Annotated in this window: 22 protein-coding genes and 2 pseudogenes; 11 read left to right on the top strand and 13 right to left on the bottom strand. The window is 62.3% G+C overall.

Features of this window, described 5'->3' with window-relative positions; translation table 11 throughout:
* The first annotated feature begins 107 nt into the window (after positions 1 to 107).
* From eno to BM449_RS14960, 4 genes are read left to right on the top strand one after another with little or no spacing between them, the layout of a single operon-like run.
* On the top strand, positions 108 to 1,403 hold the full coding sequence (gene eno / locus BM449_RS06380; RefSeq protein WP_071800536.1) for a phosphopyruvate hydratase: 1,296 nt from the start codon (positions 108 to 110) through the stop codon (positions 1,401 to 1,403).
* Between the two features lie 41 nt (positions 1,404 to 1,444).
* Positions 1,445 to 2,422, top strand: a complete 978-nt coding sequence (locus tag BM449_RS06375; protein WP_071800535.1) for a hypothetical protein — start codon at positions 1,445 to 1,447, stop codon at positions 2,420 to 2,422.
* The gene (locus BM449_RS06370) at positions 2,413 to 3,366 is read left to right on the top strand and encodes an IS1595 family transposase (RefSeq protein ID WP_071799713.1); all 954 of its coding nucleotides are present in this window, start codon (positions 2,413 to 2,415) and stop codon (positions 3,364 to 3,366) included. The genes BM449_RS06375 and BM449_RS06370 overlap by 10 nt, the downstream gene beginning before the upstream one ends.
* Positions 3,367 to 3,371: 5 nt before the next feature.
* A complete protein-coding gene (locus BM449_RS14960) occupies positions 3,372 to 3,515 on the top strand; it encodes a hypothetical protein (RefSeq protein ID WP_162922851.1) in 144 nt (47 codons plus the stop codon).
* A gap of 255 nt (positions 3,516 to 3,770) precedes the next feature.
* On the opposite strand, the gene BM449_RS06365 is transcribed toward BM449_RS14960, so the two are convergent.
* Complete coding sequence (locus tag BM449_RS06365; protein ID WP_071800534.1) at positions 3,771 to 3,983, bottom strand: DUF4160 domain-containing protein; 213 nt, start codon at positions 3,981 to 3,983, stop codon at positions 3,771 to 3,773.
* 331 nt (positions 3,984 to 4,314) lie between these two features.
* Here BM449_RS06365 and BM449_RS15410 point away from each other — a divergent pair, with 331 nt between their 5' ends.
* The 3 genes and pseudogenes from BM449_RS15410 (at position 4,315) to BM449_RS15400 (ending at position 6,289) form a co-directional block, all read left to right on the top strand.
* Complete coding sequence (locus BM449_RS15410; RefSeq protein WP_233831179.1) at positions 4,315 to 4,593, top strand: phage integrase N-terminal SAM-like domain-containing protein; 279 nt, start codon at positions 4,315 to 4,317, stop codon at positions 4,591 to 4,593.
* Between the two features lie 72 nt (positions 4,594 to 4,665).
* Positions 4,666 to 5,247, top strand: coding sequence for a tyrosine-type recombinase/integrase (locus BM449_RS15405; RefSeq protein WP_233831177.1), 582 nt, complete (start codon positions 4,666 to 4,668; stop codon positions 5,245 to 5,247).
* Positions 5,231 to 6,289, top strand: a pseudogene (locus BM449_RS15400) (transposase). Before BM449_RS15405 ends, BM449_RS15400 begins: the two are co-directional and overlap by 17 nt.
* 1,007 nt (positions 6,290 to 7,296) lie before the next feature.
* Here the strand turns inward: BM449_RS15400 and BM449_RS06340 are convergent.
* From BM449_RS06340 to BM449_RS06325, 4 genes are all read right to left on the bottom strand, one after another.
* A complete protein-coding gene (locus tag BM449_RS06340) occupies positions 7,297 to 7,605 on the bottom strand; it encodes an addiction module antidote protein (RefSeq protein WP_186437626.1) in 309 nt (102 codons plus the stop codon).
* A complete protein-coding gene (locus BM449_RS06335; protein ID WP_071800531.1) occupies positions 7,605 to 7,907 on the bottom strand; it encodes a type II toxin-antitoxin system RelE/ParE family toxin in 303 nt (100 codons plus the stop codon). The genes BM449_RS06340 and BM449_RS06335 overlap by 1 nt, the downstream gene beginning before the upstream one ends.
* Positions 7,908 to 8,073: 166 nt before the next feature.
* On the bottom strand, positions 8,074 to 8,397 hold the full coding sequence (locus BM449_RS06330; protein ID WP_233831175.1) for a type II toxin-antitoxin system HicB family antitoxin: 324 nt from the start codon (positions 8,395 to 8,397) through the stop codon (positions 8,074 to 8,076).
* A gap of 5 nt (positions 8,398 to 8,402) precedes the next feature.
* On the bottom strand, positions 8,403 to 8,657 hold the full coding sequence (locus BM449_RS06325; RefSeq protein WP_071800529.1) for a type II toxin-antitoxin system HicA family toxin: 255 nt from the start codon (positions 8,655 to 8,657) through the stop codon (positions 8,403 to 8,405).
* 697 nt (positions 8,658 to 9,354) lie between these two features.
* Between BM449_RS06325 and BM449_RS06320 the strand changes: the two genes are divergently transcribed.
* Positions 9,355 to 10,104: an IS5 family transposase gene (locus BM449_RS06320; RefSeq protein ID WP_233831173.1), complete on the top strand. Its 750-nt coding sequence runs from the start codon at positions 9,355 to 9,357 to the stop codon at positions 10,102 to 10,104.
* Positions 10,105 to 10,251: 147 nt separating this feature from the next.
* Here BM449_RS06320 and BM449_RS14450 read toward each other — a convergent pair.
* The 5 genes and pseudogenes from BM449_RS14450 to argJ all read right to left on the bottom strand — a co-directional run.
* Positions 10,252 to 11,748, bottom strand: a pseudogene (locus BM449_RS14450) (IS5 family transposase); the annotation flags it as partial.
* 385 nt (positions 11,749 to 12,133) lie between these two features.
* Complete coding sequence (locus tag BM449_RS06295; RefSeq protein WP_071800525.1) at positions 12,134 to 13,807, bottom strand: AarF/ABC1/UbiB kinase family protein; 1,674 nt, start codon at positions 13,805 to 13,807, stop codon at positions 12,134 to 12,136.
* Complete coding sequence (locus BM449_RS06290) at positions 13,807 to 14,130, bottom strand: hypothetical protein (RefSeq protein ID WP_071800524.1); 324 nt, start codon at positions 14,128 to 14,130, stop codon at positions 13,807 to 13,809. Before BM449_RS06290 ends, BM449_RS06295 begins: the two co-directional genes overlap by 1 nt.
* A 34-nt stretch (positions 14,131 to 14,164) precedes the next feature.
* Positions 14,165 to 14,665 carry a hypothetical protein gene (locus tag BM449_RS06285; RefSeq protein WP_145536883.1) on the bottom strand — a complete coding sequence of 167 codons (501 nt, stop codon included), beginning with the start codon at positions 14,663 to 14,665 and terminating at the stop codon, positions 14,165 to 14,167.
* Positions 14,666 to 14,728: 63 nt separating this feature from the next.
* Positions 14,729 to 16,033 carry a bifunctional glutamate N-acetyltransferase/amino-acid acetyltransferase ArgJ gene (gene argJ / locus BM449_RS06280; protein WP_071800522.1) on the bottom strand — a complete coding sequence of 435 codons (1,305 nt, stop codon included), beginning with the start codon at positions 16,031 to 16,033 and terminating at the stop codon, positions 14,729 to 14,731.
* Positions 16,034 to 16,118: 85 nt separating this feature from the next.
* On the opposite strand from argJ, the gene BM449_RS06275 reads away from it, so the two are divergent.
* Positions 16,119 to 17,117, top strand: coding sequence for a transglycosylase SLT domain-containing protein (locus tag BM449_RS06275; protein WP_071800521.1), 999 nt, complete (start codon positions 16,119 to 16,121; stop codon positions 17,115 to 17,117).
* Between the two features lie 61 nt (positions 17,118 to 17,178).
* Here BM449_RS06275 and BM449_RS06270 read toward each other — a convergent pair whose 3' ends face one another.
* Together BM449_RS06270 and BM449_RS06265 are read right to left on the bottom strand one after the other, a co-directional pair.
* Positions 17,179 to 20,307, bottom strand: coding sequence for a DEAD/DEAH box helicase (locus BM449_RS06270; protein WP_071800520.1), 3,129 nt, complete (start codon positions 20,305 to 20,307; stop codon positions 17,179 to 17,181).
* Positions 20,308 to 20,381: 74 nt separating this feature from the next.
* Complete coding sequence (locus tag BM449_RS06265) at positions 20,382 to 20,783, bottom strand: hypothetical protein (protein WP_071800519.1); 402 nt, start codon at positions 20,781 to 20,783, stop codon at positions 20,382 to 20,384.
* 65 nt (positions 20,784 to 20,848) lie between these two features.
* Here BM449_RS06265 and alaS point away from each other — a divergent pair, with 65 nt between their 5' ends.
* Together alaS and BM449_RS06255 are read left to right on the top strand one after the other, a co-directional pair.
* Positions 20,849 to 23,533 (top strand): alanine--tRNA ligase, encoded by a 2,685-nt coding sequence (gene alaS / locus BM449_RS06260; RefSeq protein WP_071802039.1) that lies wholly within the window; start codon positions 20,849 to 20,851, stop codon positions 23,531 to 23,533.
* Between the two features lie 63 nt (positions 23,534 to 23,596).
* Positions 23,597 to 24,307, top strand: a complete 711-nt coding sequence (locus BM449_RS06255; protein ID WP_071800518.1) for an SIMPL domain-containing protein — start codon at positions 23,597 to 23,599, stop codon at positions 24,305 to 24,307.
* Between the two features lie 5 nt (positions 24,308 to 24,312).
* On the opposite strand, the gene BM449_RS06250 is transcribed toward BM449_RS06255, so the two are convergent.
* Positions 24,313 to 24,879 (bottom strand): cyclic nucleotide-binding domain-containing protein, encoded by a 567-nt coding sequence (locus BM449_RS06250; RefSeq protein ID WP_071800517.1) that lies wholly within the window; start codon positions 24,877 to 24,879, stop codon positions 24,313 to 24,315.
* Between the last annotated feature and the right edge of the window lie 8 nt (positions 24,880 to 24,887).

The raw sequence follows: 24,887 nt of genomic DNA, 5'->3' as shown, positions 1-24,887 counted from the left end.
CTGACCGCCCCTTGATCGGCCCGAAGCTGTCAGGCCGTGGCAACAGGCACAGAGTCAGGCCTGGGGATGCCCCATAAGATCCGTCCCATTGAGCCCTTGATGCTTCCGTGATCGACTCCTTGGACCTGGTGATTGATTCGATCGTGGCCAGGGAAGTGCTCGATTCCCGCGGCATGCCCACCGTCGAGGCGGAAGTACGCCTGGAGGGCGGCGCCACCGGACTGGCGATCGTGCCCAGCGGTGCCAGCACAGGCGCCCATGAGGCCCATGAGTTGCGTGATGGCGGTAGCCGCTACTTCGGCAAAGGGGTACAGAAGGCGGTGGCGAACATTGAGGAGAAGATCGCCCCGGCCCTGTGCGGTTACAGCGCCCTGGAGCAGGGTCAGGTGGATGCGGCGATGGCCGAACTCGATGGCAGCGATAACAAGTCGTCGCTGGGGGCCAATGCGATTTTGGCGGTGAGCATGGCCGTGGCCCGCGCCGCCGCTGCCGGCGTTGGCCTGCCGCTGTATCGCTACCTGGGTGGGCCGATGGCCACCCTGCTGCCGGTGCCGCTGATGAACGTGATCAATGGCGGTGCCCATGCCGCCAACAACATGGCTTTCCAGGAATTCATGCTGGTGCCCCACGGCGCTCCCACGTTCCGCGAGGCCTTGCGCATGGGCGCCGAAGTGTTCCAGACCCTCAAAGGCCTGCTGCACAGCCGCGGCCTCTCCACCTCGGTGGGCGACGAGGGCGGCTTCGCGCCGGATCTGGAGAGCAACGATGCCGCCGGTGCGTTGCTGGTGGAGGCGATCGAGCAGGCTGGCTATAAAGCTGGCGAGCAGATTTCCCTGGCGCTGGATGTGGCCAGTACGGAATTCTACAGCGATGGCCGCTATGCCTTCGGTGGCGGCAGCTATACGGCCGCTGAGATGGTCGACCAGCTCGAAGCCCTGGTGAGCCGCTATCCGATCGTGTCGATCGAAGACGGCCTCGCCGAGGACGACTGGGAGGGTTGGGCCCTGCTCAGCCAACGGCTGGGCAGCCGCGTGCAGCTGGTGGGCGACGACCTGTTCGTGACCAACACCACCCGCCTGCAGCGGGGCATCGAGGAGGGGATCGCCAATTCGATCCTGATCAAGGTGAACCAGATCGGCTCTCTTACCGAAACCCTGCAAGCGATCGACCTGGCTGGCAGGGCGGGCTACACCAGCGTGATCAGCCACCGCAGCGGCGAAACCGAAGACACCACGATCGCCGACCTGGCCGTAGCCACCCGGGCCGGCCAGATCAAGACCGGCTCCCTCAGCCGCAGCGAACGGGTGGCGAAATACAACCGCCTGCTGCGCATCGAAGACGAGCTCGGCAGTCAGGCGCTCTACGCCGGCGCTGAAGAGCGCGGGCCACGGGGGAAGGGCTGAGAGCCGTTCTGAAGCTTTCGCTATTCCATGAATGTGTCCGAATGGATCGATCGGTTCCAGCCCCGCGCCTGCTGACCTTCCCCAGGTATCCCAATCGCTCCAACCATTGGGCGCCATCGCTCCTGGCCCTGGTGGCGGGTCTGATGCTGGAGCCGATGGGATGGCTGCTGGCCGCTCCAGCAGCGGGGGCCGCAGAACCGGTTGTTGCCGGCTCCACTGAGGTTGAAACAGCTCAGCTTGATTCGGTCGCGCCCGAAACCGCCGAAGTTGATGCCGCTGAACCTGCCAAACCGCTTAACAGCGAAACACAGCCCGACATCCAGGCCGAGGTGTCGCCTTGGGCTGCAACCGTGGAGCTCTATGGGTTCATCCCCTGGGTCGACAGCACCACCACGGTGCGGGGCTTCGAAGCCACCACAAACCTGGATCCCGGCCAGGTGCTCAACAACTTGCAATCCACGTTCGCCGCACGGGGCAGCGTGGAGTACAACCGCTTCGGGGTACTCACCGATATCTTCTACAGCCAGCTGGGAGCAGCCGATTCCCGCACCGGGCCCGATGGTTTGCTCACCGGCTCCGCTGGGGTGACCTCGATTACCGGCATCTACGACCTGGCCCTGCGCTATCGCTTCGGGGAGCGAGAAGCGGCGATCGGCAAGCCCGGCCAGTACAGCCTGATTCCCTATGCGGGCCTGCGCGTGATCAATGCCCAGCTGGGGGTCACCGCCGAGCTGCGCAGCAACGATCCAGGCCGGCCAAGGAGGATCGAGCGGCAGGGAAGCCTCGAACGCACCTGGGTGCAGCCCCTGATCGGCACCCAGGCCAGCCTGTTTCTTTCCCCGCGGCTGAGAATTTTCGCCCGGGCTGATGTGGGCGGCTTTGGACTCAGCGGTGAACAGGACCTCTCGGGCAACGCCCAGGTGGGATTGGGTTACTTGATTAGGCAGCAAGCTCCGCAGGCAGCCCTTTTGGGACCTAGGCTGGTACGCATATACCAGTCGTCACTGCCATGGCTATGAATCGGATCCAGTTCCAGGCCAGCCTGTCGCTGCCCCAGTTTATTGAGCTCTACGGAACCGAGCAAAAATGTGAAGTTGCCCTGGAACAGGCGCGCTGGCCTGATGGTTTCCGTTGCCCACGTTGTGAGGGCAAGGAGTACGGGCTCATCATTGGCAGGCGCCACAAGCGCTATCAGTGCCGGAGCTGTCGTCATCAAGCCACCCTCACGGCCGGTACCATCTTGGAGGCAACAAAGTTACCTCTGACCACCTGGTTCCTTGCCTTCTACCTCGTCGGCCAAGCCAAGACAGGAATCTCCTCACTAGCTCTGAGGCGTCATCTCGGTGTGAACTACCGAACGGCATGGTTGCTTCAGAACAAGATCATGCAGGCAATGAAAGAACGTGATGGCGCCTATGTCCTCAGAGGAAGGGTGCAGGTGGATGATGCCTACCTTGGCGGAGAACGCTGTGGTGGCAAGCCTGGTCGTGGATCGGAGAACAAGGTGCCGGTCGTGGCAGCCGTCTCTGTCGATGAGGCGGGCCACCCCCGGTATATAAAACTTGCCACCGTGCCCACGTTCTCTTTTGCCGCTATTGCTGATTGGGCCCAAGATTCACTGGCGATAGGCTGTGAAGTGATCTCCGATGGGCTGGCTTGCTTTCGCGCCGTTGCAGAAGTCGGTTGCTTCCATCATCCTGTGGTCGTAAAGGGTCGTCATCCCAATGAATTACCAGAATTCCGTTGGATTAACACGGTGCTCAGCAACTTGAAAACCAGCTTCAGCGGCAGCTTCCATGCCCTTCGCTTCGAAAAGTACGCTGATCGCTACTTGGGCGCCTTCAGCTACCGCTTCAATCGGCGGTTCAATCTGGCGGCAATGACCGAGCGTGTGGTTCATGCCATCTGCAGCTGTCAAGCACGGCCGGAACGACTCCTGAGGTGTGCGGAGTTTGCTACCTAATCGAGTTGGGTTATGCGCTGGGTAACAACACGGATCTGAATGTTTCCTGGCGCTACTTAGGCCTGGCCTACAACAATGGATCCAACCGGGACACCGGTTTCAACACCAACATGAACGGCGTGGAACTTGGCCTCAAGCTGTTTTTCTGATCTGTTTGACCGAGCTGAAAACTGGCCTCAGGCCGCGCCAGTAGGGAGGGCTGGGGATCTGCTCAGCCTATGGCCCAACCTGGACTTGCAATATGGCGGCGAGATCCTGCAGGAGTCTGTCTACTGTTGAGAGTTTCTTTTGAACTGAAGAATGCCTAAGCGCAGAACTGAACCAGCCCTGACCGAATGAAGATATAAGCATAAAACACTACGCTTTCCGAAGTGAAAAGCATTATTCAAGCAGCTTTTGCTTGTTCACGTGAGCGTGATATCTATCTTGTAGTTTTCCTTGGCTTTCATTCCTGCAATATCACGCAGTTCCATGGGCCAAAAGCCAAGACTTGAACAAAGCGCGACTGGCCCGAGCCACACTTTGCAGGAGCCCCGATCCTGGTCAACATGACTATAGAGAGGTTCCTGTGGTTCGTGACTGTAGAGGTAAAACCTGTAAGGGCCTCTTCTGAGGATTGTCGGCTACTGTGATCGCCATCTTCACTCAAAGGATGGCCAGCATGGAATTTCTGTACATCTAACACTCAAGATCGGCGGCGGGAAGAATATCTTTGCTTTTATAAGGTATTCATGCTCCCGATCGCTGCATCTTGATGTTGGACGAAGCCGCTACGCGGCAGATCAAGACGAAGCATAGCCCACTCATCACTTTGTAAGCGACAGTGATCTGGCTGAAACTCCTGAGAGGGAATAGAAGTATTTGTTTCCGCTTGTACTGAGTCCTGGCGGCTCACAGTGAATGATGAACGCCCTGAGGTGTGCGGTTGTCCTTCATGTCCCATCAGCGATGAGTATTGCTATGAACCACGTTGAACAGGCGCGATTTGATCGGCTCTATGCACAACATCTACAAGCTCTCAAGTTACAAGGAAAACGCGGTAAGACGATTGATGGCTACGCCAGGGCCGTGCGGCGTATCGCCGGATATTTCGATCGCTGCCCTGACAATCTCTCAACAGAAGAGCTCAAGAGCTGCTACAGCTCCATGGTCGAAAGCTACTCCTGGAGCAGCATCAAGGTTGATCTATGGGGCCTGGTCTTCTTCTATCGGTACGTGCTGGGTTGACCACTGGAGTGGATCAAGATCGTCAAACCCCCGCAAGTTCAATCACTGCCGGATATTCCCACACGCCAGGAGGTGCAGCGGCTGATCAATAGCGTACGGCGCCTCCGTTACCGCGTGTTCTTCCTGACGGTTTACAGCCTGGGCCTGCGCCTTGGAGAGGGACTGGATCTGGAAGTTGGCGACATGGACGATCAACTCCGCAGGGTGCATATCCGTCAGGCCAAAGGCGGGAAGGATCGCTACGTGCCGCTGCCGGAATTGACGCTGCAGAACCTACGACGGTTCTGGACGACCCACCAGCGCCGGCGCTTGCTGTTCCCAAACCCTTCCGGCAGCGCCGCCACCGTTCGAGCCGCAAGCAGACCGATGGATCGCAGTGGCGTGCAGGCTGCCCTTAGACCAGCGCGGATCGAGTGCGGGATCCACAAGCACCTGACGGTGCACTCGCTCCGCCATGCCTACGCGACGCACCTGCTGGAGCTGGGCGTGGATCTACGGGCGATCCAGGTGCTTCTGGGACACAGCAGGCCGGAAACTACGGCCCGCTATGCCCATCTCACGGAAGTGAATCGGGACCAGGCAAAGGAGCGGATCGAGGACTGCTGGGTGGCTTCCAGCTCCGCTGGGAGGAAAGCTGATGATCCTGCTTGCTGATCTGGTCGATCGCTACCGCAACGAACTGGAGCAACTCCACGGCCATGAGCTTCTACCAAGCCATCACCACGCCCTCAATGCCATCCGCCGGTGCCGCAATCAATACAGTGCTGTGATGCTCCTGGAATGTAAGGACTGCCACCAGAACGTTATTCTGCCGCATTCCTGTGGTCATCGCAGCTGCCCCCACTGTCAGCAGCATGAGAGCCAGGCGTGGCTGGAAGGGCAGCGCAGAAAGTTGCTGCCAGTCAGGTATTTCTTGATCACTTTCACGGTGCCGGCCCAGCTGAGGAGTCTGTTCTGGAATCATCAACACAAAACCTATGACTTGCTGCTCAAAACCGCGTGGCAGACCATTGACTCGTTCTCGAGAAGAGATCGAAAGCTGAAAGGCCGAACTGGTGCCCATGCAGTTCTGCACACGCACAATCGCCGGCTTGACTACCATCCCCATGTCCATCTGATTGTGCCCGCAGGCGTAATTAACCAGCAACGTAGAGAGTGGTGCGAGCAGAAGGGCAACGTGCTGTTCTGGGCCAACAATCTGGCGAGGGTCTTCCGCGCCAGATTGTTTGAGGCCCTACGACTGGCGGGTCTGCGCTGCGAGCAACAGCTCCCGAATGAATAGGTGGTGGACTGCACGGATGTCGGCCACGGAGATCAAGCCCTCGTTTATCTGGGTCGCTATCTCTATCGGGGCGTTCTGCCAGAGAAGAATATCATCGCTGACACCGCTGGTGAGGTCAGCTTCCGCTACAAGGACAACCGGGGCCTTGAGCATATCCGCACGATGCCCGGCGGAGAGTTTCTCTGGCTGCTGCTGAGACACGTGCTGCCAAGGCGGTTTCGGCGCGTGCGGGATTATGGCCTTCTGCATACGAACTGCAAGCGGCTGGTTCAGCTATTGCAGCTTGTGCTCAGAGTTCCTGTACCGTCGCCAAGGATCAACCTGCAACGATCACCGGTGCTCTGTCAGTCTTGCGAGAAAGCGATGACACTGATCGCTAGGATGCTCCGAATCACTGAGCATCAATTGTGTTGAGCTGAGATTATTGTGCTGATCATAGTCATGGGTTCATAGCCAGAAGTCATCCGCCTACGGCTCTCTCTAGTGCGCTTGACGTATTACAACATGGAGCCGCAGCTTTGCTGTGGGCGTACAGTATGAATCAAGCAACAGAAACGCCCATGAACCCAGACTGCTGGCCATTCTCCTGATTTTCAAATCTGAATCAGGCCTGAATTCAGGCCGGACGTATCTACTGTAGGCAGCTGGTCAGAAGCGACAAAGGGCTTGTCCAACACCGGATAAAATCGTGGCTACGTACGATCTATCCTTGTTCGTTAGAAGGACCCCTCAACGGTAGACGTCCCTCCTGTGGCCGACCTTAATAACTTCGACAATATTTGCCTGATCGTCAATAGAGAAAGTTACCCGATAACTGCCCTGCCGGACACGATATAGATCTGTCCTGCCAGCAAGCTTTTCTGCCCCTAATGGGCGTGGTTGATTCGCAAGTGATTTGATCTTCTCAACCAGGCGAGTCAACGTCTCCTTGTCCGATATAGCCTGGAGTTCCTTGGAGGCTGATCGCCTGATAGAGAGACTATATTCGGCCACTATTCCTTAGGCCAGTGACAAGCTCCTCGAAGCTTGAACTCGGCTCAGCTTGCCTAAGGTCAGCGTCACGTAAATCATCAGCATCTTCGGCCAGTGTCATGCGCACAGCTTCATTGACCATGTCCGATATAGACCGATTACATTCAGCAGCTCTCATCCGCAGCGCACGATGAACATGCGCATCAAAGTAGATGGTGGCTCGTTTTGTCTCATCCATTTCCGAACCATACCTCTTTGACGTCATGGCGTCAAGACGTCAGCACTTCTCGCCTTGATTCGATCCTTCTAACGCTGCCCCTGAGTGGCAGGCAAGATTTTAATGTTATCGAAAAAAATTCGTAGGTGGTCTGTCCACTCTAGGGGCGCATGTTCGAAGGTGTCGCATCACCACAGGCATCATTTCCCGACCTACAACCCGCTAGCAGAGTTCAAGTCACCTCCACTTCACTTCTCACGCCGGCGCTCAACTTCAGTCCTAGAGCCGTGACGACTTTCAGGATAGTGTCAAAGCTCGGGCTGCGCTCTCCAGACAGGGCCCTGTAGAGGCTCTCCCTGGAAAGCCCCGAATCTCTGGCCACCTGAGTCATCCCCTGGGCACGTGCAATGTCGCCCAGAGCCTTTGCAATGAAGACAGCATCTCCATCAGCCTCCTCGATGCAGGCTTCCAAATAGGCTGCCATGTCCTCCGGTGTTCGGAGATGCTCGGCAACGTCGTACAGGCTGGTCGTAGTTTTCATCAGGTCTCCTCCGCAAGGTTGTCTGCCAACAGAAGGGCCTCATCAATGTCCTTGGCTTGTGAGCTCTTGTCTCCGCCAGCCAAAAGGATGATCAAGGCGGTTCCCCTCTTCAGGAAGTAGACCCTGTATCCAGGGCCGTAGTTGATCCGCAACTCCGACACGCCGGCCCCGACGGGCTTGACGTCACCAGGATTGCCGCCGATGAGGCGCTCGATCCTGGCCAGAACCTTCGCCCGTCCTCTCAGATCACGGAGACCCGCAAGCCATCGAACGAACCGCTCTGTCTGGCGGACTTCAACCATTTACCAACTGTAGCCTCCTGACTACAGTGCTGCAAACTGCCTTGCGTGCCCCATCAAGGTCGACACATCCTTCGAACGCCGCCCCTGAGTGGCAGGGAGTGACTATAGAGCGCAAGAATGAAATCGGTGGAGGCCTGCCCACTCGAGGGGCTTGTTATCCGTTCATCTATGCGATGACACTTTTCTGGATCGCTTCCTGTGCGAGCGTGTTAAGACTCTTTCCCTGCACTTCCGCAGTCATCGCTAACCTCTCATGGAGTTCAGGCGGAATCCGAAGATTGAATTTGCCTGAAAAGTGTTTCCGCGGCTTAATTCCTTGCTCCTCGCAGACCTCAAGAAAGACGTCCAGTGACTTTTTAAACTCTCTACGAAGTTCATCCGGGCTTGATCCATAGAAGTCCGCTCCTCCAGAAAGCCCAAGGATTTCCCCGCGAAACTGATCCGTTTCCTCGTCGAATTCAATTTTGGCATGGTAGCCATCCACAGTCATTAGATTCATGATGTAACTCCGTGTTCTTCAAGCCACTTGCGGATTGAAGCAACAGCACCCTTGTCTGTATCTGGCGATGGGTGGGGTCTGTGGAAGACCCTGACTTCGCCAAACAGAACGACCGCGACTCGGCTGCCCGCCCTCTCGCTGACATCTCCACCAAGCTCCTGAAACAAGGCTTCGATGTCCCTCCACGGCAAACTGCCGCTTATAGGACGGGAGAAGATCAGCTCAAGGGTTCGCTGGTGCTTCCGCTTCATCCATGCATGGTACTATGTCGCGGTACCAGCTGTGGCTTCTCGACAACAGCTCGTTGGATACGGATAACTTGTCAATTGAAGGTTCCGTTAACCATTTTTGAGCAGTTGGTTGCTTCTGTGAACATGGAGAGCCCCATGTCGTCATGTTCTCCAGAAGCTAGCTGTCCCTAGGACTTTCATCGTACTTTCCATTTTCATGATAATGGTTCGCTGGCCAGAGAACCACTTGTTCAATTTGGCACACAAGCTCCGCTGGGTCCTTTGCCTTAAGCGATCGATTGACGCGCACAATGGCTTCAATCAGCTTGTGGGCACCTCGAAAAATCAACAAGCCAATGCACTATGCCCTGGTCTGAGCTAGATTAGACAGATGACATTCTAATTCTGCAGTGGGTCAGAGAGGCTTCTGGGACGAACAGCAAAGAGCCGCAAAGCTCAAGGAGAAGAAGCCGGTTCTCCAGCGACTTTCTGAATCGATCCCGTGGGAGTCATTCTGACCACTTCTCGATAAGGGCTATGTGCAAGAGCGCAGGAGCAATGCTGGGCGCAAGAGGATTGATCCCTTGATCCTGTTCAAGATGCTCGTTCTCCAGCAGCTCTTTAATCTCAGCGTAGGCGAAGCCTTCCGCTTGCGGTTGAAGAGCTTGAATTCCAAGTCAATGACAGACGCTCCTTCGAGGAGTTTGTCGGCCTTGGCGTGATGAACAATATTCCGGATGCAACTACTGTGGCTTTTTTTAGGGAGCGTCTCCGCAAGGCAGGGGTCATCGAGGAGCTGTTTGAGATGTTTGAGGCGTATCTCCGCACTCAAGGCCTTCAAGCTCGTGGCGGTCAGATCATCGATGCAACTCTTGTCCCAGTTCCCAAGCAACGCAATACCCGCGAAGAGAACAAGGAAATCAAAGCTGGGAGGCTGCCGGAAGGCTGGGATGAAAACCTAGATCGGCTGCAGCAGAAGGACTTAGATGCTCGATGGGTCAAGAAGAATGGTGCCAACTACTATGGCCACAAGAACAACATCTGTATCGATGTTGACCATGGATTCATTCGCAGGTATGCAGTTACACCAGCCAATATTCATGATAGCCAGATGCTCCCACGGCTCCTTGATCCAGAGAATGAGCACGACTTTGTATGGGTGGACTCAGCCTATTCAGGGCAGTGCTTTGAAGAACTGCTTGGGTTGGGAGGCTTTGAAAGCCTGATCCATGAAAAGGGTTCTCGCAATCACCCGCTCAATGAGGCAGCAAAGGAGCTAAATCATGTCAAGTCCGCAATTAGAGCCTGCGTTGAGCATGTCTTTGGTTGTATGACCATGTCAATGGGTGGAAAGCTGACGAGAAAGATTGGACTTCAAAAGAATGAGGCATGGTGGGGCCTCAAAAATCTGACCTTCAACTTCCTTCGATATCTTCAGCGCACGACCCAAGTGGTGGCAGCGGCCTAAGTCGGGCTTCCTGAAAAACAAAACCAGGGCACTCACACAAAATGCAGGTACTTCGCCGAAACAGCCAGCGACTCGATGCTGCCTATACCGCAAGCAGCAAATCGTGTGATTGACCGCTGAGCGAGTGGCAGCCCTCTGAGTCGTCGTCCTGGAGGCTGTACAGACCCAATAACCAACCCAGAATAAGGACAAAAAAGAGGCGCAGCAGCCTCAGCACCTTCTCGGAGCACATCACGATGAAGGCCATCGAGATCGTGGTCTCGGCACCATGCTTGAGTTTGGCCATGATCTGATCCAATGAATACTTACGCTTTCCAGCTCCAAAGGATCCCTCTACCTCATTGCGTCGGCGCTGATCAGCATTGAGTTGCTGCTTGCGGGCAGCATTCAGCTCTGGGTTCTTTGGGGGCGCCCAAAGGCTTGCCTGAGAGCCGGATTCCGTTTCTCATGCAGAAGTGTCTATTCTCGCGATTGATGTAGATACGATCAGCGCAGATCCGCTCTGGGTAGCAACCATTGTCTTTTTTATTTTTCTGCCTGAGCAATGAGATCTCCACCTTCGTTGTATGCATCCCAACTGATGCGATGAAGAAATGGAAAACCATTCTCCACAGTGATGCTGATTTTGGCACCAAACTCCACAGCTGCCCTTGCTTTTCCTCGAACGATCGGCCTCACCTGCTTCTGAACCAGGTGCACCAGCCGATGGGAATGCTTCTGGTATTGCTTTCGAGAAGGATGGCTTGCTGCCGTGCCAGTTCACTGCAGGCCAGAAGCTTCTGCCACCAGTGCTGCTTGAGGGCAGAAAGGCTTGCCCCACAGCGATCAACGCGTCGATCGACTCAAGATTGCGCTGCAGGTAGCTGAGCTGCTTCCTCACTGCAGCCTTGATTTTGCGCAGCCTTGGCTTTTTCTGCTTGGCGATCGTGAGGAAGCTGAAACGAGCTTTTTCGCGGTTGTAGTGGGGGCGATGGCGTCCAAAACCTTTGGACTGATGGCAAAGATCATCGATAATCTTTTCAGTGCCATTCCTCGCCTCGTTGAGCAGCTTCAAATCGGTAGGGTAGTGATGTCTGCAGGGGTGCAGGAAGCATCAATGCTGATCGTTCCCCAGTTCTTGCCTTCTGGCCAGTCAGCTGGCTTGATCATCGAATCAAGTGAGAGCTGCGCGCCACCGTCTCCATCTTGATGATCCGGCTCATCGCTGTCATCAACTCTGGCAGCTACAGCTTCAACCAGCATTCTTTGCCTCGCTGCACAATCAGCTCATTGATCTTGCGCAGATCTTTATCTGATAGTCGCTTACGGAAATGAACCATCATCGATGGATCAAAAGGGGCTTTGCTTGAGTAGCCAGAGAAGCCAAGAAATACTGCATGTATGGATTTTCCTGGATCTGCAGTACAGTCTCCTCATCACTCAGACCAAGCCGCTGCTTGATGTAAAGAGCGCCAAACGCTAGCGTACTGATTTTGCAGGAGCTCCGATCGTGGCGCTGAACTGTGGTGCGTAGGACGATTCAAGCTCTTCCCACGGTATCAACTGAGCAAGAACAACCCAGCGGTTATCTGGATCAAGTGTGCCACCAAAAGGAAGGTGGAACTCCTCGATAGAGAGCTGGCCATTATGATGTTTCCGATACATTCGTGGCCGTTACACGATGTAGCGAGCAAGGAATTGCTCGGTCAAAACCAGTTTAGCGCCTTTGATTGGCTCAAACCAACTGCAGGGCAGGGGTTTTGACTTTTTCAGGAAGCCCTAAGTCGCAGACGGACGAACCCTGATTGCAGGGTAACTTGTCAGTGTTTTTTGTCGGCTTCTGATTTTCCGCCGCCCTCTGGCGGCTTTTTCATGCTCTCAGAGCTGAGGTAGATTGCTCATTATTCGAGGAGCCCTTGTGCATGGCTGCAGGCTAACCAGGCGCAGAAGGGTGATTACAGCAGATCCACAGCCTCTGGAAGCAGGTAAACCCTATTGGCCGCAATCGTCTTGATAGGCAGAACTGACTTTGTGGGCTTGGGCTGGGTGCTCAGCCGCCCACTCCTGGCAATTTATCGATGCGGCCATCGCGTTGCAGTTTGCCCTGGAGCTTCAGCCAGGTGAGGCCCACGGGCACGCCAAGAACTAGCGGCACGGCCGTGAGGGCTGGGCGGCCGCTGGAGGCCAGGAGGGCTGCTGCGATGGCCAGGCCGCCGAGCAGGAAGGACTGACCGCTGACCTGCTGGGCGATGGCCAGGCGGCGGAGGAGGCGGTCGGTTTCGCCGGCGCGGATCTGTACCTGAAGGTCGCCTTGTTCGATGCGCGCCAGGCTGTCGTCGAGGCGGCGGGGGATGCCGAGGGCGCGGCTGCCGAGTTCGCCGGCCTGGCGGCCCAGTTCGTTGATGAAGTCGTTGGGGCCTTGGCCGCTGGCGGTCATCAGGGGCAGTAGGTAGGGGCGGGCAATCGAAATCAAGCTAAAGCCTGGGTCCAGGCCACGGCCGACTCCCTCGAAGGTGGAGAGGGCCCGCATCACGAAGATCAGTTCGGAGGGCAGGCGGAAGGGCTGGCCGTACACCAGGTCGTAAAGGTCGCCGGAGAGCTTCTCGAGCACATTGGCGGAGAAGGGAGGGGTGAGGGCGTCGTTCAGCATCACCCGCACCAGACGGCGCACCGGCCCGGCATCGATGCCGGCGGCGATCACCCCGGCGCCCTGCAGTTCCACCACCAGGGCCGAGGCATCGCGGCCCGCTGCCGCCCGCACCATGCGCCCAATCCGGCTGCGCAGCCGTGGGGAGATCTGACCCATCATCCCGAAGTCGTAGTAGATCAGGCCTCCATCGGCGGCCACCGCCAGGTTGCCGGGATGGGGATCGGCGTGAAAGAAGCCGAAGCGCACCAGTTGCTGCAGGTAACTGGCCGCCCCCTTCTCCGCCACCGCCGCCGGATCGATGCCGGCCGCCACCAGGGCGGGTCGATCGGTGATCTTGATCCCGGGTAGATAATCCAGACAGAGCACCCGGCGGCTGCTCAGCTCCCAGATCACCCCGGGAATGCGGATGCCGGGGTCTTCGAGGAACTGCTGGCGGAAGCGGGCGGCATGTTCTGCCTCCAGGCGGAAATCAAGTTCGCGCAACAGCACGCGCCGGCATTCTTGGGCAATCGGCACCCACTCGCGGCCCTGGCCCCAGCGGGGATGGCGCTGAATCACGGCCGCCACCTGCTGCATCACCTCCAGGTCGAGCCGGAACAGGCGCTCCAGGCCGGGCCGCTGAACCTTGAAGACCACCTGGCGGCCGCTGCGCAGGCTGGCTCGGTGCACCTGGGCGAGGCTGGCGGAGCCGAGCGGTTGCTCCTCAAGATCAACGATCTCGGCGCAACGTTCCCCCAGCTCCTGCTCCAGCAAGGTTTCAACGACGCTGAAGGGGAAGGCCGGCACCTTGTCCTGCAAGCTGGCGAGCTCGGCCACATAGGCCGATGGCAGCACGTCGGGCCGGGCCGAGAGCAATTGCCCGAGCTTGATGAAGGCCGAGCCGAGTTGGATCAGTTCCTTCGTGAGCCAGCGGGCTCGCCTTTGCTGGCGCAGCGTTCGCCGCTGCTCATTGACGCCGCCGCGATAGCTCCAGTCTTTGCCATCGAGCCAGAGGCCAAAGGCGAACTGCAGCACCGCGCTCCAGATCCGCAGGGAGCGCACCCCTCCCTGCCAGCGGGGGCCCAGGCTGCCCATCAGGCGCGGTCCTCAAGGCGGCGGGTGAGGGCGGCCACCGCGGCGCGTAGATCATCGATCCGTTCCTGGCTGCTGCGCTCTGGCTCCCATGGGCTGCCCGTTGCTGGCGTTGGCGGCGAGCTGGCGTGGTCGTCACTGTCGGTTTCCAGCCGTTCGGCTTCCATCTCGACTTCCTGCCAGAACAGCTCCCATTCGCTGCGCAGCCGCTCCGGCGCTTCCTGGGCCAGCACCGCCAGGCCGGCCACCGAGTCAGCCAGGCCACTGCCGATGCGGGCCTGCAACCGGTTCAGGGCCGCCTGGATCAAGGATTGGGGCGCGCTCATCTCCAGGCCTGAAGTCTTGCCAAACTGTGGCAGATCAGGTCTGGGGGGGTGGAAGGTCTGGCAGATCGCTGGGGAAATCCCTTGGCGGCGGGCTGGGTGCGGCCGTGCTGGGCTCATCGGGGAGAAGCCGTTGCAGCGGCGGTTCTTCCGGCGCCACGGTCCTGCTGGCGGCATCCGCCTCCGCTTCGGCTTGGCGTTCTTTGACCTCTTGGGCCCTCTTGGCCTCCCCCGCCTTGCGCTTCTCGTCCTGTTCCAGCTTCTCGAGATCGCCACGGATCTCGCTGTCCTGATCGCCGAAGCGCATCCGCAGGCTCTCCAGGCTCGTTCCCGGCGTGGGCTTCACTTCAAACGGCTGGCCCAGTGGCTGTTGCTCGCCGCCACCCAGCGCAAGCAGACGCCCGGTGATGCCGTATCCCAGGCCGAAGCAGAGGCCGGCCAGCAGGGCCATCAGCCAGGGCGATCGAGGCCGCCGTGGGGTCTCAGCCTGCGCTGGCCTGTGGCGGCGGGACGACCGCCGGGGCCGGGCCTGGGACATGGAGGGAAGCTGCTCTGTTTCCCCATCCTGAAGCCCCGAGCCAGCTTCGGCTCGTTGTGGTGGTCAGGTGGTGTAGTCGGCGTTGATGCGCACGTACTGGTCGGAGAGGTCGCAGCCCCAGGCGAGCCCTTGGCCCGGGCCAGCGCCCACGGCCAGGCGGATCGTCACGGTGTCGCCGTTGCGCGGATCGGCGTTGAGATAGGCGCCGGCGGCACGCTCCTTCAGGTAGGTGGACGCGGCGGGGCGATCGAAGGCCAGCGGTGAACCGGCGGCCATCAGCTGGTGCTCTCCGAGCCAGAGGGCCACGGCATCCGCTTGGAACGCCACCCCAGCGCGGCCGGCGGCGGCCACGATCCGGCCCCAGTTGGGATCGCGGCCATGCACGGCCGTTTTCACCAGGGAGGAGCCACAGACCGTTCTGGCGATGGCGCGGGCGTCCGCGTCGCTGCTGGCCCCCTCCACCTGAACCTCGATCAGGCAGGTGGCCCCCTCACCATCACGGGCGACGGCCCTGGCCAGGTGTTGCGACACCGCCGTCAGGCCGGCCTCCAGGGCGGGATAGAGCTCGGGGTTCAGGGGCGGGCCGGCTGCAAAGGCCAGGTAACAGTCGTTGGTGCTGGTGTCGCCGTCCACCGTGATCGCGTTGAAGGAGCGCGCCACCGCCCGGCCCACCATGGCCTGCCAGATGGCGGCCGGAACCCCGGCATCGCAACTGGCATAGGCCAGCAGGGTGGCCATGTCCGGGTGGATCATTCCCGAGCCCTTGGCCATGCCGCCGATCCGCACCCGCTGGCCACCGAGATCGGCCTCCAGGGCGATCTGCTTGAGGGCCAGATCGGTGGTGAGGATGGCGCTGGCGGCGGCGGCGCCCCCCGCCGGGCCCAGGGCCGCCACCAGTGGATCGAGCCCCGCCAGCAGGGTGTCGATCGGGATCGGCACGCCGATCACGCCGGTGGAGCAGATCAGCACCTGCTCGGGCTTCACGTTGAGTTTGGCGGCCACTGCGGCGGTGGCGCGCAGGCTGTCGATCAGGCCTCGCTCGCCGGTGCAGGCATTGGCCTGACCGGAGTTGGTGAGCACGGCCCGGGCACAGCCGGCGCCTTCAGCCAGGCGCTCGGCGCAGAGGTCGACGCAGGCGGCCCGCACCCGGTTGGTGGTGAAGCTGCCGGCGCAGACGGCCCCCTCTGGCGCCAGCAGCAGGGAGAGATCGGGCTTGCCGGAGGCCTTCAGCCCAGCGGTGATCCCCGCCGCCTCAAACCCCATTGGCGCGGTGATCCCACCGGCGATGGGATGCCAGGTGGCGCTGGCTTCTGCGGACGGGGAGCCGTTGTTGGAGGAGATCACGCTGGCCTGCGGAGCTGGGAGCATCCTGCCGCCGGGGCGTGAGGCCGCCTCCTTCCGGCTCTTAATCTGCCCATTCCCCCGTCGGCGCCTGCTGACTCCGATCCGTCCGATGCCAAAGCCATCTGCTCGATTGCTCGCCGCCGGCCTGGGCTGTGGAGCCCTTCTGCTCGGGGTTGGCCTGGTTTTGCGCCCCCACCAGGGCGTCACCCAGGCGGCGATTGTTGAAGGCGGGCAGGAGCGGGCGGTGCTGCAGCTGCCCACCGATCAGGCCCTGCCGCTGAACTCCCAGGGGCGCCATTACCCGCTGGTGCCATCTGATCCCGTTGCGCTGGCGGCGTTGCTGGTGTCGGTGGAGCAGGCGTTGCGCTCGCCGGAGACCCCCGCCGCTGAGCTTCCTGGCCTCGGCCACCAGCAGCAGGTGATCTACCGCGTTCTCTCCCATCAGCCGGAGCGATCCCAGCAGGTGCGGCGCTCCATTCCGGTGGCTTGGCAGAGCATCTACGACCGGCACCTCTCAGCGCGGCGTTCCTTCCTGGCCATGCATCGCAGCGACAGAAAACCGACAACGTTGCCGGCCTGGCGGATCATTGCGCCTGAGCCCGCCGAAACGCTGATTGACTATTACAAAGAAGCCGAGGCGGCGACGGGCATCGAATGGGAGGTGCTGGCCGCCGTGAACCTGGTGGAATCCGGCATGGGCCGCATCGATGGGGTTTCCGTGGCCAATGCCCAGGGGCCGATGCAGTTCCTGCCCACCACCTGGGCGCAGGCGGGGGTCGGTAAGGGCGACATCCGCGATCCCCACGACGCGATTCATGCGGCGGCCCGTTACCTGGTGCGCCGGGGTGGCTTGAAAGACATCCGCAGAGGGCTCTGGGGCTATAACAACAGCGACAACTACGGCAATGCCGTGCTCACCTATGCCTCCCTGGTCAAGGAGGACCCCAGCGCCTATGTGGGGCTCTATCACTGGGATATTCATTTCGCAGCAGCGGCCGGTGATCTCTGGTTGCCCGTTGGTTACAACCAGCCCCGGTCCATCGCCGTTTCCACCTACCTCAGCCAGTTCCCGGCCAGCGCACCGCCAGCAGGATCTTCTGGTTACTGAGGTCTGGGGCAGTCAAGGCCAGCGCTACTTCTCCGGTTCGGCCTCCTGATCAACCTTTCGGTCAGTCGTTGAGGGCGACCAGATCCCGGAGTTGGCCGGGATCGAGACCACCCAGCCACTCCTCGCCGCTGCCGATGATGTCTTCGGCAAGGCGGGCTTTCTCGCGAATCATCCGGTCGATCTTCTCTTCCACCGAGCCGCTGGTGATGAACTTGTGCACCAGCACCCGGTTGGTCTGGCCGATGCGGTAGGCCCGGTCCGTGGCCTGGTTCTCCACGGCCGGATTCCACCAGCGATCGATGTGGAAGACGTGGCTGGCGCGGGTCAGGTTGAGGCCCACCCCACCGGCCTTCAGCGACAGCAGAAACAACTGGGGGCCGCGGGGATCGTCCTGGAAGCGATCGACCATCGCCTGGCGCTCCACCTTGCTGGTGCTGCCGTAGAGGAAGGGCACTTCCTGGCGGAAGCGCTTCTCGAGGTGGGCCTTGAGCAGGTGCCCCCATTCGGCGAACTGGGTGAACAGCAGGGCCCGATCGCCCGCCTCGATCACCTCATCAACGATTTCTTCCAGCCGCTGCAGCTTGGCGGAGCGGGCGCTGAACCCTTCGCCGATGCCCCCTTCCTTGAGGGCCAGGGCGGGGTGGTTACAGATCTGCTTGAGCTTGGTGAGCAGGCCGAGCACCTGGCCATGCTTCTGGCCCAGGGGCGCCCGGGCGATGGCGTCGAGCGTTTCGTCCACCGTTTTGCGGTAGAGCTTGCTCTGCTCGCTGCTGAGCCCCACCCATTCGCTGAGTTCCAGCTTCTCGGGCAGGTCGGAGATGATCGATTTGTCGGTTTTCAGCCGCCGCAGAACGAAGGGGCCCACCCGGGCCTTGATGTCGCGCAGGGAGGCGGTGTCGCCGTAGCGCTCGATCGGCAGGCGGTAACGCTGGCGGAAGAATTCTTCGTCGCCCAGCACCGTGGGGTTGAGGAAATCCATCAGGGCCCACAGCTCACTCACCCGGTTCTCCACCGGGGTGCCGGTGAGGGCGATGCGGAAGCGGCTGGTTTTGCCTGACCTGGCCAGCTGACGGGCTGCCAGGGATTGCTTGGCGGAAGGGTTCTTGATCGCCTGGGCTTCGTCGATCACCGTTCCCTGCCAGTCCATCGAGGCCAGCAGCTCGCTGTCGCGTTGCAGCAGGCCGTAGCTGGTGAGCACCAGATCGACGCCCTTGAGCGCCTTGGCCAGGGCCGCCGGCGTGGCGGGCCGCCTCGGGCCGTAGTGCTCCAGCACGGTCAGCTCTGGTGTGAAGCCGGTGGCCTCACGCTTCCAGTTGGTGAGCACGGAGGTGGGGGCCACCAGCAGCACCGGTCGCTTCAGTTCCTGCTCGGACTTGAGGTGCTGCAGGAAGGCCAGCAGCTGGATCGTCTTGCCCAGGCCCATGTCATCGGCCAGGCAGGCGCCATGGTCGAAGCGGTGCAGGAAGGCCAGCCAGCCCAGGCCCCGCTCCTGATACGGGCGCAGCTGGCCGCAGAAGCCTTCCGGTGCCGGCAGGGGATCGGGAGCCTTCTGTTGGTGGTACTGCTCCAGCACCCCCTGCAGCCGTGGCCCGGCCGTGAAGCGGTGCACCGGCAGGCGCTGCAGGGTTTCGCCTTCGTTGCCGGTCAGGCGCAGGGCGTCGTCGAGGCTGAGCGGTGGATCGAGGGCGCAGAACTTTTCGGCGTTGCGGAGATCGCCCGGACGCAGCTCGATCCAGGCCCCCTTGTGCTGCACCAGTGGGCTGCGCTTGCTCGCCAGCCGCTCCAGGTCCTTGAGGGTCAAGGTGACGCCGCCGATCATCAGGTCCCAGCGCCACTCCAGGGTTTCGCCGAGGCTGAAGCCCCGTGATTTCGCCGGCAGCTCCGCTTCGATCGACAGGCCCAGCCGGCTGGCCAGGCCACCGCTGAGGCTGGGGGGGAGCACCACGCCCACGCCCACATCGCGCAGGCGGGCGGCGGCCGTTCGCACCAGCACGAAGGCTTCGGCCGGGGCCAGCTCCATCTGCAAGGGGGTGGCCGCATCGAGGCCCCGCCCGATCGGCTCGAACACCTGCAGGGCCCGGCCCAGGCCTTCGAGCAGCAGTTCGCCGGGCTGCTGAACGTTGATCTCGCCGAGTTGCAGGCTGGCTTCACCAGCCGCCCAGACCGCCGCCGCCGGCAATTTCAGGCTCGGATCGGCCTCGGCCTGCAGGCTGAAGCGCAGCTCCCAGAGCTCAGCGCCCTCTGGCGGTGTGTCGAGCTCCAGGCAGGCCCGGGCCGGGGCGACCCGCCCGGCCACCGCTTCGCGCCAGTGGTGGGTGGCGGTGCCGAGTCGCTCGATCTCTTCTTCGCCCAGGCGCAGCTCGCCCTTGCCCGGACCCAGGGCCTGCTGCCAGGCCGTCAGCAGGGGATCGAGGCCGTCGGCTTTCGGGCTGAAGCCGCTGCGCAGCTGGGCATCCACCAGGCCAGAGAGGATCGTCACCACCCGCAGCCGGCCGGAGCCGGGTCGCCAGCAGGCCAGGGGTGCGCTGCCGTTGGCGCCGGCCCAGGCTGAACCCGATCCAGGCAGGTTCGAGCCACGGCAGAGGCCAGCCACCGCCACCTGGGGCAGCTGGGTGGCCAGATCTTCGAGGCGACGGCGGTCGTCTTCGCGGTTGAGCAGGGGCAACCAGTGGGCCTGGCCCTCTTCCACCTGGGGCAGCCAGCGGCCCCGGGCGATCAGGCTGAGGCTCCAGCGTTGGAGATGGCTCCACCAGCGCAATTCATCGGCCAGGTCGGGATGGTTTCCCGAGAGCGGCAGGCGCTCCAGCCAGAGGGCGGCGGCGGCGGGATCCAGCCACAGCCCCTCCACCTCCCAGGGCCACCACTCCACATCTTTGGGGATCGGTTCGCCGGCCTGCAGCGGCAGGCCACTCCAGCCGCCCATCTCGGACTTCTTCCTGCCCTTGCTGCTCTGGCGACGGCTCGGCAGGCTCAGGGCGGCCGAGGCCGGCCGGAACGATTCGGTCCACAGGTCCCACTCCTCCAGCCAGGCGCCGAGGTCGTCCTGGTTGAGGCTGAGCGGGTGGGCGAGGGGCGCCTCAATCGGACTGGCCGGGTGGGCCACCCGCCAGGTATCGGCCCAGAGCATCAGGCCGGCGACCGCCATGCCGCTGCTATCGGCTGGGAGCCAGGTGGCGTGCAGAAGGCTCATCGCCGAGGCGCGGCCAGGTACGGATCGGCGCCATCATCCCCGATCGCGGTCCCCTGCCCCCTCCAGGCATCAGTTCAAGGCTTCAAGGCGGGCAGCAGCCGTTGCCCTGCCTGCAGCAGCAGGGCGGCGCCCAGCAGCGGCCACCACAGTGGCCACCAGGCTTTGAGCGCTGTCTGCAGCAGCGCCAGAGCCGCCTCGACCCAGTGCCCGCTAACGAGCTCAGGGAGATCCAGGGGAAGGGCGAGGCTGCGGATGCCGCAGACCGCTCCCACCAGGCCGGCCTGGAGATGGCCATCGTCCGGGTCGACCCGCTGCAGGTGGAAGGCCAGCAGGCCGTAGAAGAAACCGCAGCCGCCGGCCCGCAGCCCCGGCTCCAGACCCAGCACCAGGCCGAGGGCCAGAGCGGTGCCACCGGCGAGCAGGGCCCAGCCGATCGACTGGAGCCGCAACTGATGGCGCTGCTCGGTGGAAGACAACGGCGTCGCTGGTGCCTGTGCTGGGCGATCATGCCCTTTCCAGGGTTGTTTCGCTGTTTTGGGCCATGGCTGCCGCTCCAGATTCCCGCCACTTCCCAACCGGCGCCACCCGCCCGCGCAGCGGCGCGGAGATCCGCGAAGCCTTCCTCGCTTTCTACGCGGCTCGGGGCCACCAGCGGCTGGCCAGTGCCTCGCTGATTCCCGACGACCCCACGGTGCTGCTCACCATCGCTGGGATGCTGCCGTTCAAGCCGGTGTTCCTGGGGCAGTCTCCGAGGCCGGCGCCGCGGGCCACCACAGCCCAGAAATGCATCCGCACCAACGACATCGAGAACGTGGGCCGCACGGCGCGGCATCACACATTTTTCGAGATGCTCGGCAACTTTTCGTTTGGCGACTACTTCAAGGCTGAGGCGATTGCCTGGGCCTGGGAGCTTTCCACCGAGCTGTTCGGCCTCGATCCGGCCCGGTTGGTGGTGAGCGTGTTCCGTGACGACGACGAGGCCGCGGCGATCTGGCGTGACGCGGTGGGGGTTACCCCCAAGCGGATCGTGCGCCTCGATGAGGCCGACAACTTCTGGGTGTCGGGTCCTACTGGTCCCTGCGGTCCCTGCTCGGAGCTCTACTACGACTTCAAACCCGAACTGGGCGATGACGGCATCGACCTGGAGGACGACAGCCGATTCATCGAGTTCTACAACCTCGTGTTCATGGAATTCAACCGCGATGCCGCTGGTGTGCTCACGCCGCTGGCCAACCGCAACATCGACACGGGCCTGGGACTCGAGCGCATGGCCCAGATCCTGCAGCAAGTGCCGAACAACTACGAAACCGATCTGATCTACCCGCTGATCGAAACGGCCGCTGGCCTCGCTGGCCTCACCTATCCCGGTCTTAATACCAAGGCTCAGACGTCGTTGAAGGTGATCGGCGACCACAGCCGAGCCATCACCCAGCTGATCGGCGATGGGGTGAGTGCCTCGAACCTGGGCCGGGGCTACATCCTGCGGCGTCTGTTGCGCCGGGTCGTGCGCCACGGGCGGCTGATCGGCATCGATCGGCCCTTCCTCCACGCGATGGGCGAGGCGGCGATCAGCTTGATGGCGCCGGCCTACCCCGAGTTGCTGGAGCGCCGGGGGGCGATCACCGCGGAGCTGGAGCGGGAGGAGGCCCGCTTTCTTGAAACCCTCGAGAGGGGCGAGAAGCTGCTGGCTGAGCTGCTGGCCGCCAGACCCCAGCGGATCAGCGGCGCCCAGGCCTTCGAGCTCTACGACACCTATGGCTTCCCGCTGGAGCTCACCGAAGAGATCGCCGAAGAGCATGGTCTGACGGTGGACCGCGACGGTTTCGAGGCAGCGATGGAGGCCCAGCGCCAGCGGGCCAAGGCGGCAGCGGTGAGCGTGGATCTCACCGTCCAGGGCGCCATTGAGGCGATCGCCGCCGATCTGGCCGACACCGATTTCCACGGCTATGGCGCCCTGGAGCATCCCAGCCAGGTGATGGCGCTGGTGGTGAACGGCGCGCCGGGCCAGCGGGCGGTGGCCGGCGACGCGGTGCAGCTGGTGCTCGATGCCACGCCGTTCTATGGCGAATCCGGTGGCCAGATCGGTGACCGCGGCCTGCTGGTCGGCCAGGACTTGATCGTTGAGATCGAGGCGGTGAGCCGCCTGCGCAAGTTGTTTGTTCACCACGGCCGGATTGAGCGGGGCGTGCTGCAGCTCGGTGACCAGCTCAACGCCCGGGTCGATCGCCGCTGCCGGCGCCGGGCCCAGGCCCACCACACCGCCACCCACCTGCTGCAGGCGGCGCTCAAGCAGGTGGTGGACCCCGCGATCAGCCAGGCCGGCTCCCTGGTGGATTTCGATCGGCTGCGCTTCGACTTCCATTGCCCGCGCCCGCTCAGCCGCGAGGAGTTGGAGCGGATCGAGGACCTGATCAACGGCTGGATCGAAGCGGCTCACGCGATGGAGGTGCAGGAGATGGCGCTGGAGCAGGCCAGGGCCGCCGGAGCCGTGGCCATGTTCGGCGAGAAATACGACGCGACGGTGCGGGTGGTGGACGTGCCCGGTGTGTCGATGGAACTCTGCGGCGGCACCCACGTGGCCAACACCGCCGAGATCGGTCTGTTCAAGATCTCCGGCGAAAGCGGCGTGGCCGCAGGCATCCGCCGGATCGAAGCGGTGGCCGGCCCGGCGCTGCTGCCTTACCTCAAGGCCCGCGAGCAGGTGGTGCGCGACCTGGGCGAGCGTTTCAAGGCCCAGCCGGGCGAGATTGTGGAGCGGGTGAGCGCCCTGCAGGAGGAACTCAAGGCGAGCAACAAGGCGCTGGGCGCGGTGCGCAGCGAACTGGCCCTGGCCAAGGCGGCAGCGCTGGTGTCTGAGGCCGAAACGCTGGGCGCCTTCCAGCTGCTGGTGGCCCGCCTCGACGGGGTGGAGGGCGCCGGTTTGCAGGGCGCCGCCCAGCAACTGCAGCAGCAGCTCGGTGACGGGGCGGCGGTGCTGCTGGGCGGCCTGCCTGACCCGGCTGACAGCGGCAAGGTGATCCTGGTGGCGGCCTTCGGAAAGGCGGTGATCGCCAAGGGTCCCAAGGCCGGGGCCTTCATCGGTGGTGTGGCCAAGCGCTGTGGCGGCGGCGGTGGCGGTCGCCCCAACCTGGCCCAGGCCGGCGGCAAGGACGGCGCGGCGCTCGATGGTGCGTTGGAGCAGGCCAGGGCGGAGCTGGTCTCGGCGTTGGCTGCGGCTGGTTCCTGAACGGAGCGGCCAGGGAGCCTGACCCGCGGCGGGGCAGTCTGGGGTCTCGTCGCAACCTGGCCGATGCGTCCCCTTCCTCCCGCGTGCTGGCTCTCAGCGCTGGGTCTATGGCCCCTGTCCCTGGCGCTCCTGCCCCTGCCGGCGCTCTCCCAGCAGGTTCAGCTCCGCTGCGACGGCACCCTGCTGGAGGCGCGCGGCAATGCCGAGGTCAAACGGACCACCGAGCGGCTGCGCTTCTCGCTGGGGCTGGAGGCTGAGGCCGCCACCGCCGAGCTGGCCCTGCCAGCCCTGCAGGAACGGCTGGCGGCCGTGCGCACGGCCTTGCAGCTGCTGCAGGTGAGCGAGCTGGAGGTGGGCTCCCCGTCCACCTGGCAGCAGCCGCGCAGCAAGGACAGGCCCGAGCTGGTGAAGGCTAGCCTGCGCCTGAACGGTCAGCTGCAGCCTCCCCAGCTCCAGGGCATGATCCGCCAGGTGGGCAGCCTGCCGGGGGTTCGTCTGTCCCCGGTGACCACCGAGGCCGACCCTGCTGCCGACGCCGACGTACGCCGCCAGCTGTTGCGGTCGGCCTATCAAGAGGCCCGCAGTCAGGCCCTCACCATTGCCGAGGTGATCGGCCTGCGGGCCCTCAACCCCCTGGAGGTGCAGATCGAAGGAGGGATGGGGCCGAGGGTGTTTCGCACAGCGATGGCTGATGAGGCGGCCCCGTTTGATCCGGCCGAACTGGCGGCCCCCACCGACCGCCTCGAACTGCTGGTGCGTTTCTGCGCCAACTGAATGGTTCAGGCCCGTCTCTCGCCCAGTTCCACCAGCCGATCGCCAGCCAGGCTCAGGCAGTGATCGAGCGGCCGGATGGCGCTGGCGATGGCCGCCAGCTGGGCCGTGTCGCCCCGGTGGGCCGCGGCGATGCCATCAAGGAGCAGGCCGATCACCCTGTTGCCCGACTTGCAGCGCTGGCTCACCAGCGACAGCATCTCCATGGCCAGGTCGACGTCGAAGAGCAGGGTTTTGAGGAAGTTGTCGCCGCTGACTTCAATCAGCTCGGCCGGTCCCTCCACCACCCGCACGTCGGCGGAATGGATGCCGGTGCCGAACAATCCCATTTCACCGAGGAGTTCCTCCGCTTCGAGCACCGCCAGGGTGTGGGGCCTGGGCTCAAGCAACTGGATCTGGACCGCTACCTTGCCGCTGGTGAGCAGCATCAGGCTGGTGGCGGGATCTCCCTGACGCATCAGCAGGTCCCCCTGGCTGGCGAGGCGCTGGACCGGCGCCAGATCGGCGTAGTGGATCTTCAGCAGCAGCTTGATGCGCTCGCGCACGATCTTCAGCTGCGATTCATCTCCCCACATGGCATCAG

The sequence above is a fragment of the Synechococcus sp. SynAce01 genome (assembly GCF_001885215.1).
GTDB classification, from domain to species: Bacteria; Cyanobacteriota; Cyanobacteriia; order PCC-6307; family Cyanobiaceae; genus Regnicoccus; species Regnicoccus frigidus.
Note: the sequence above shows the minus strand (reverse complement) of the source record. Positions and strands in the feature narration are given on the sequence as shown.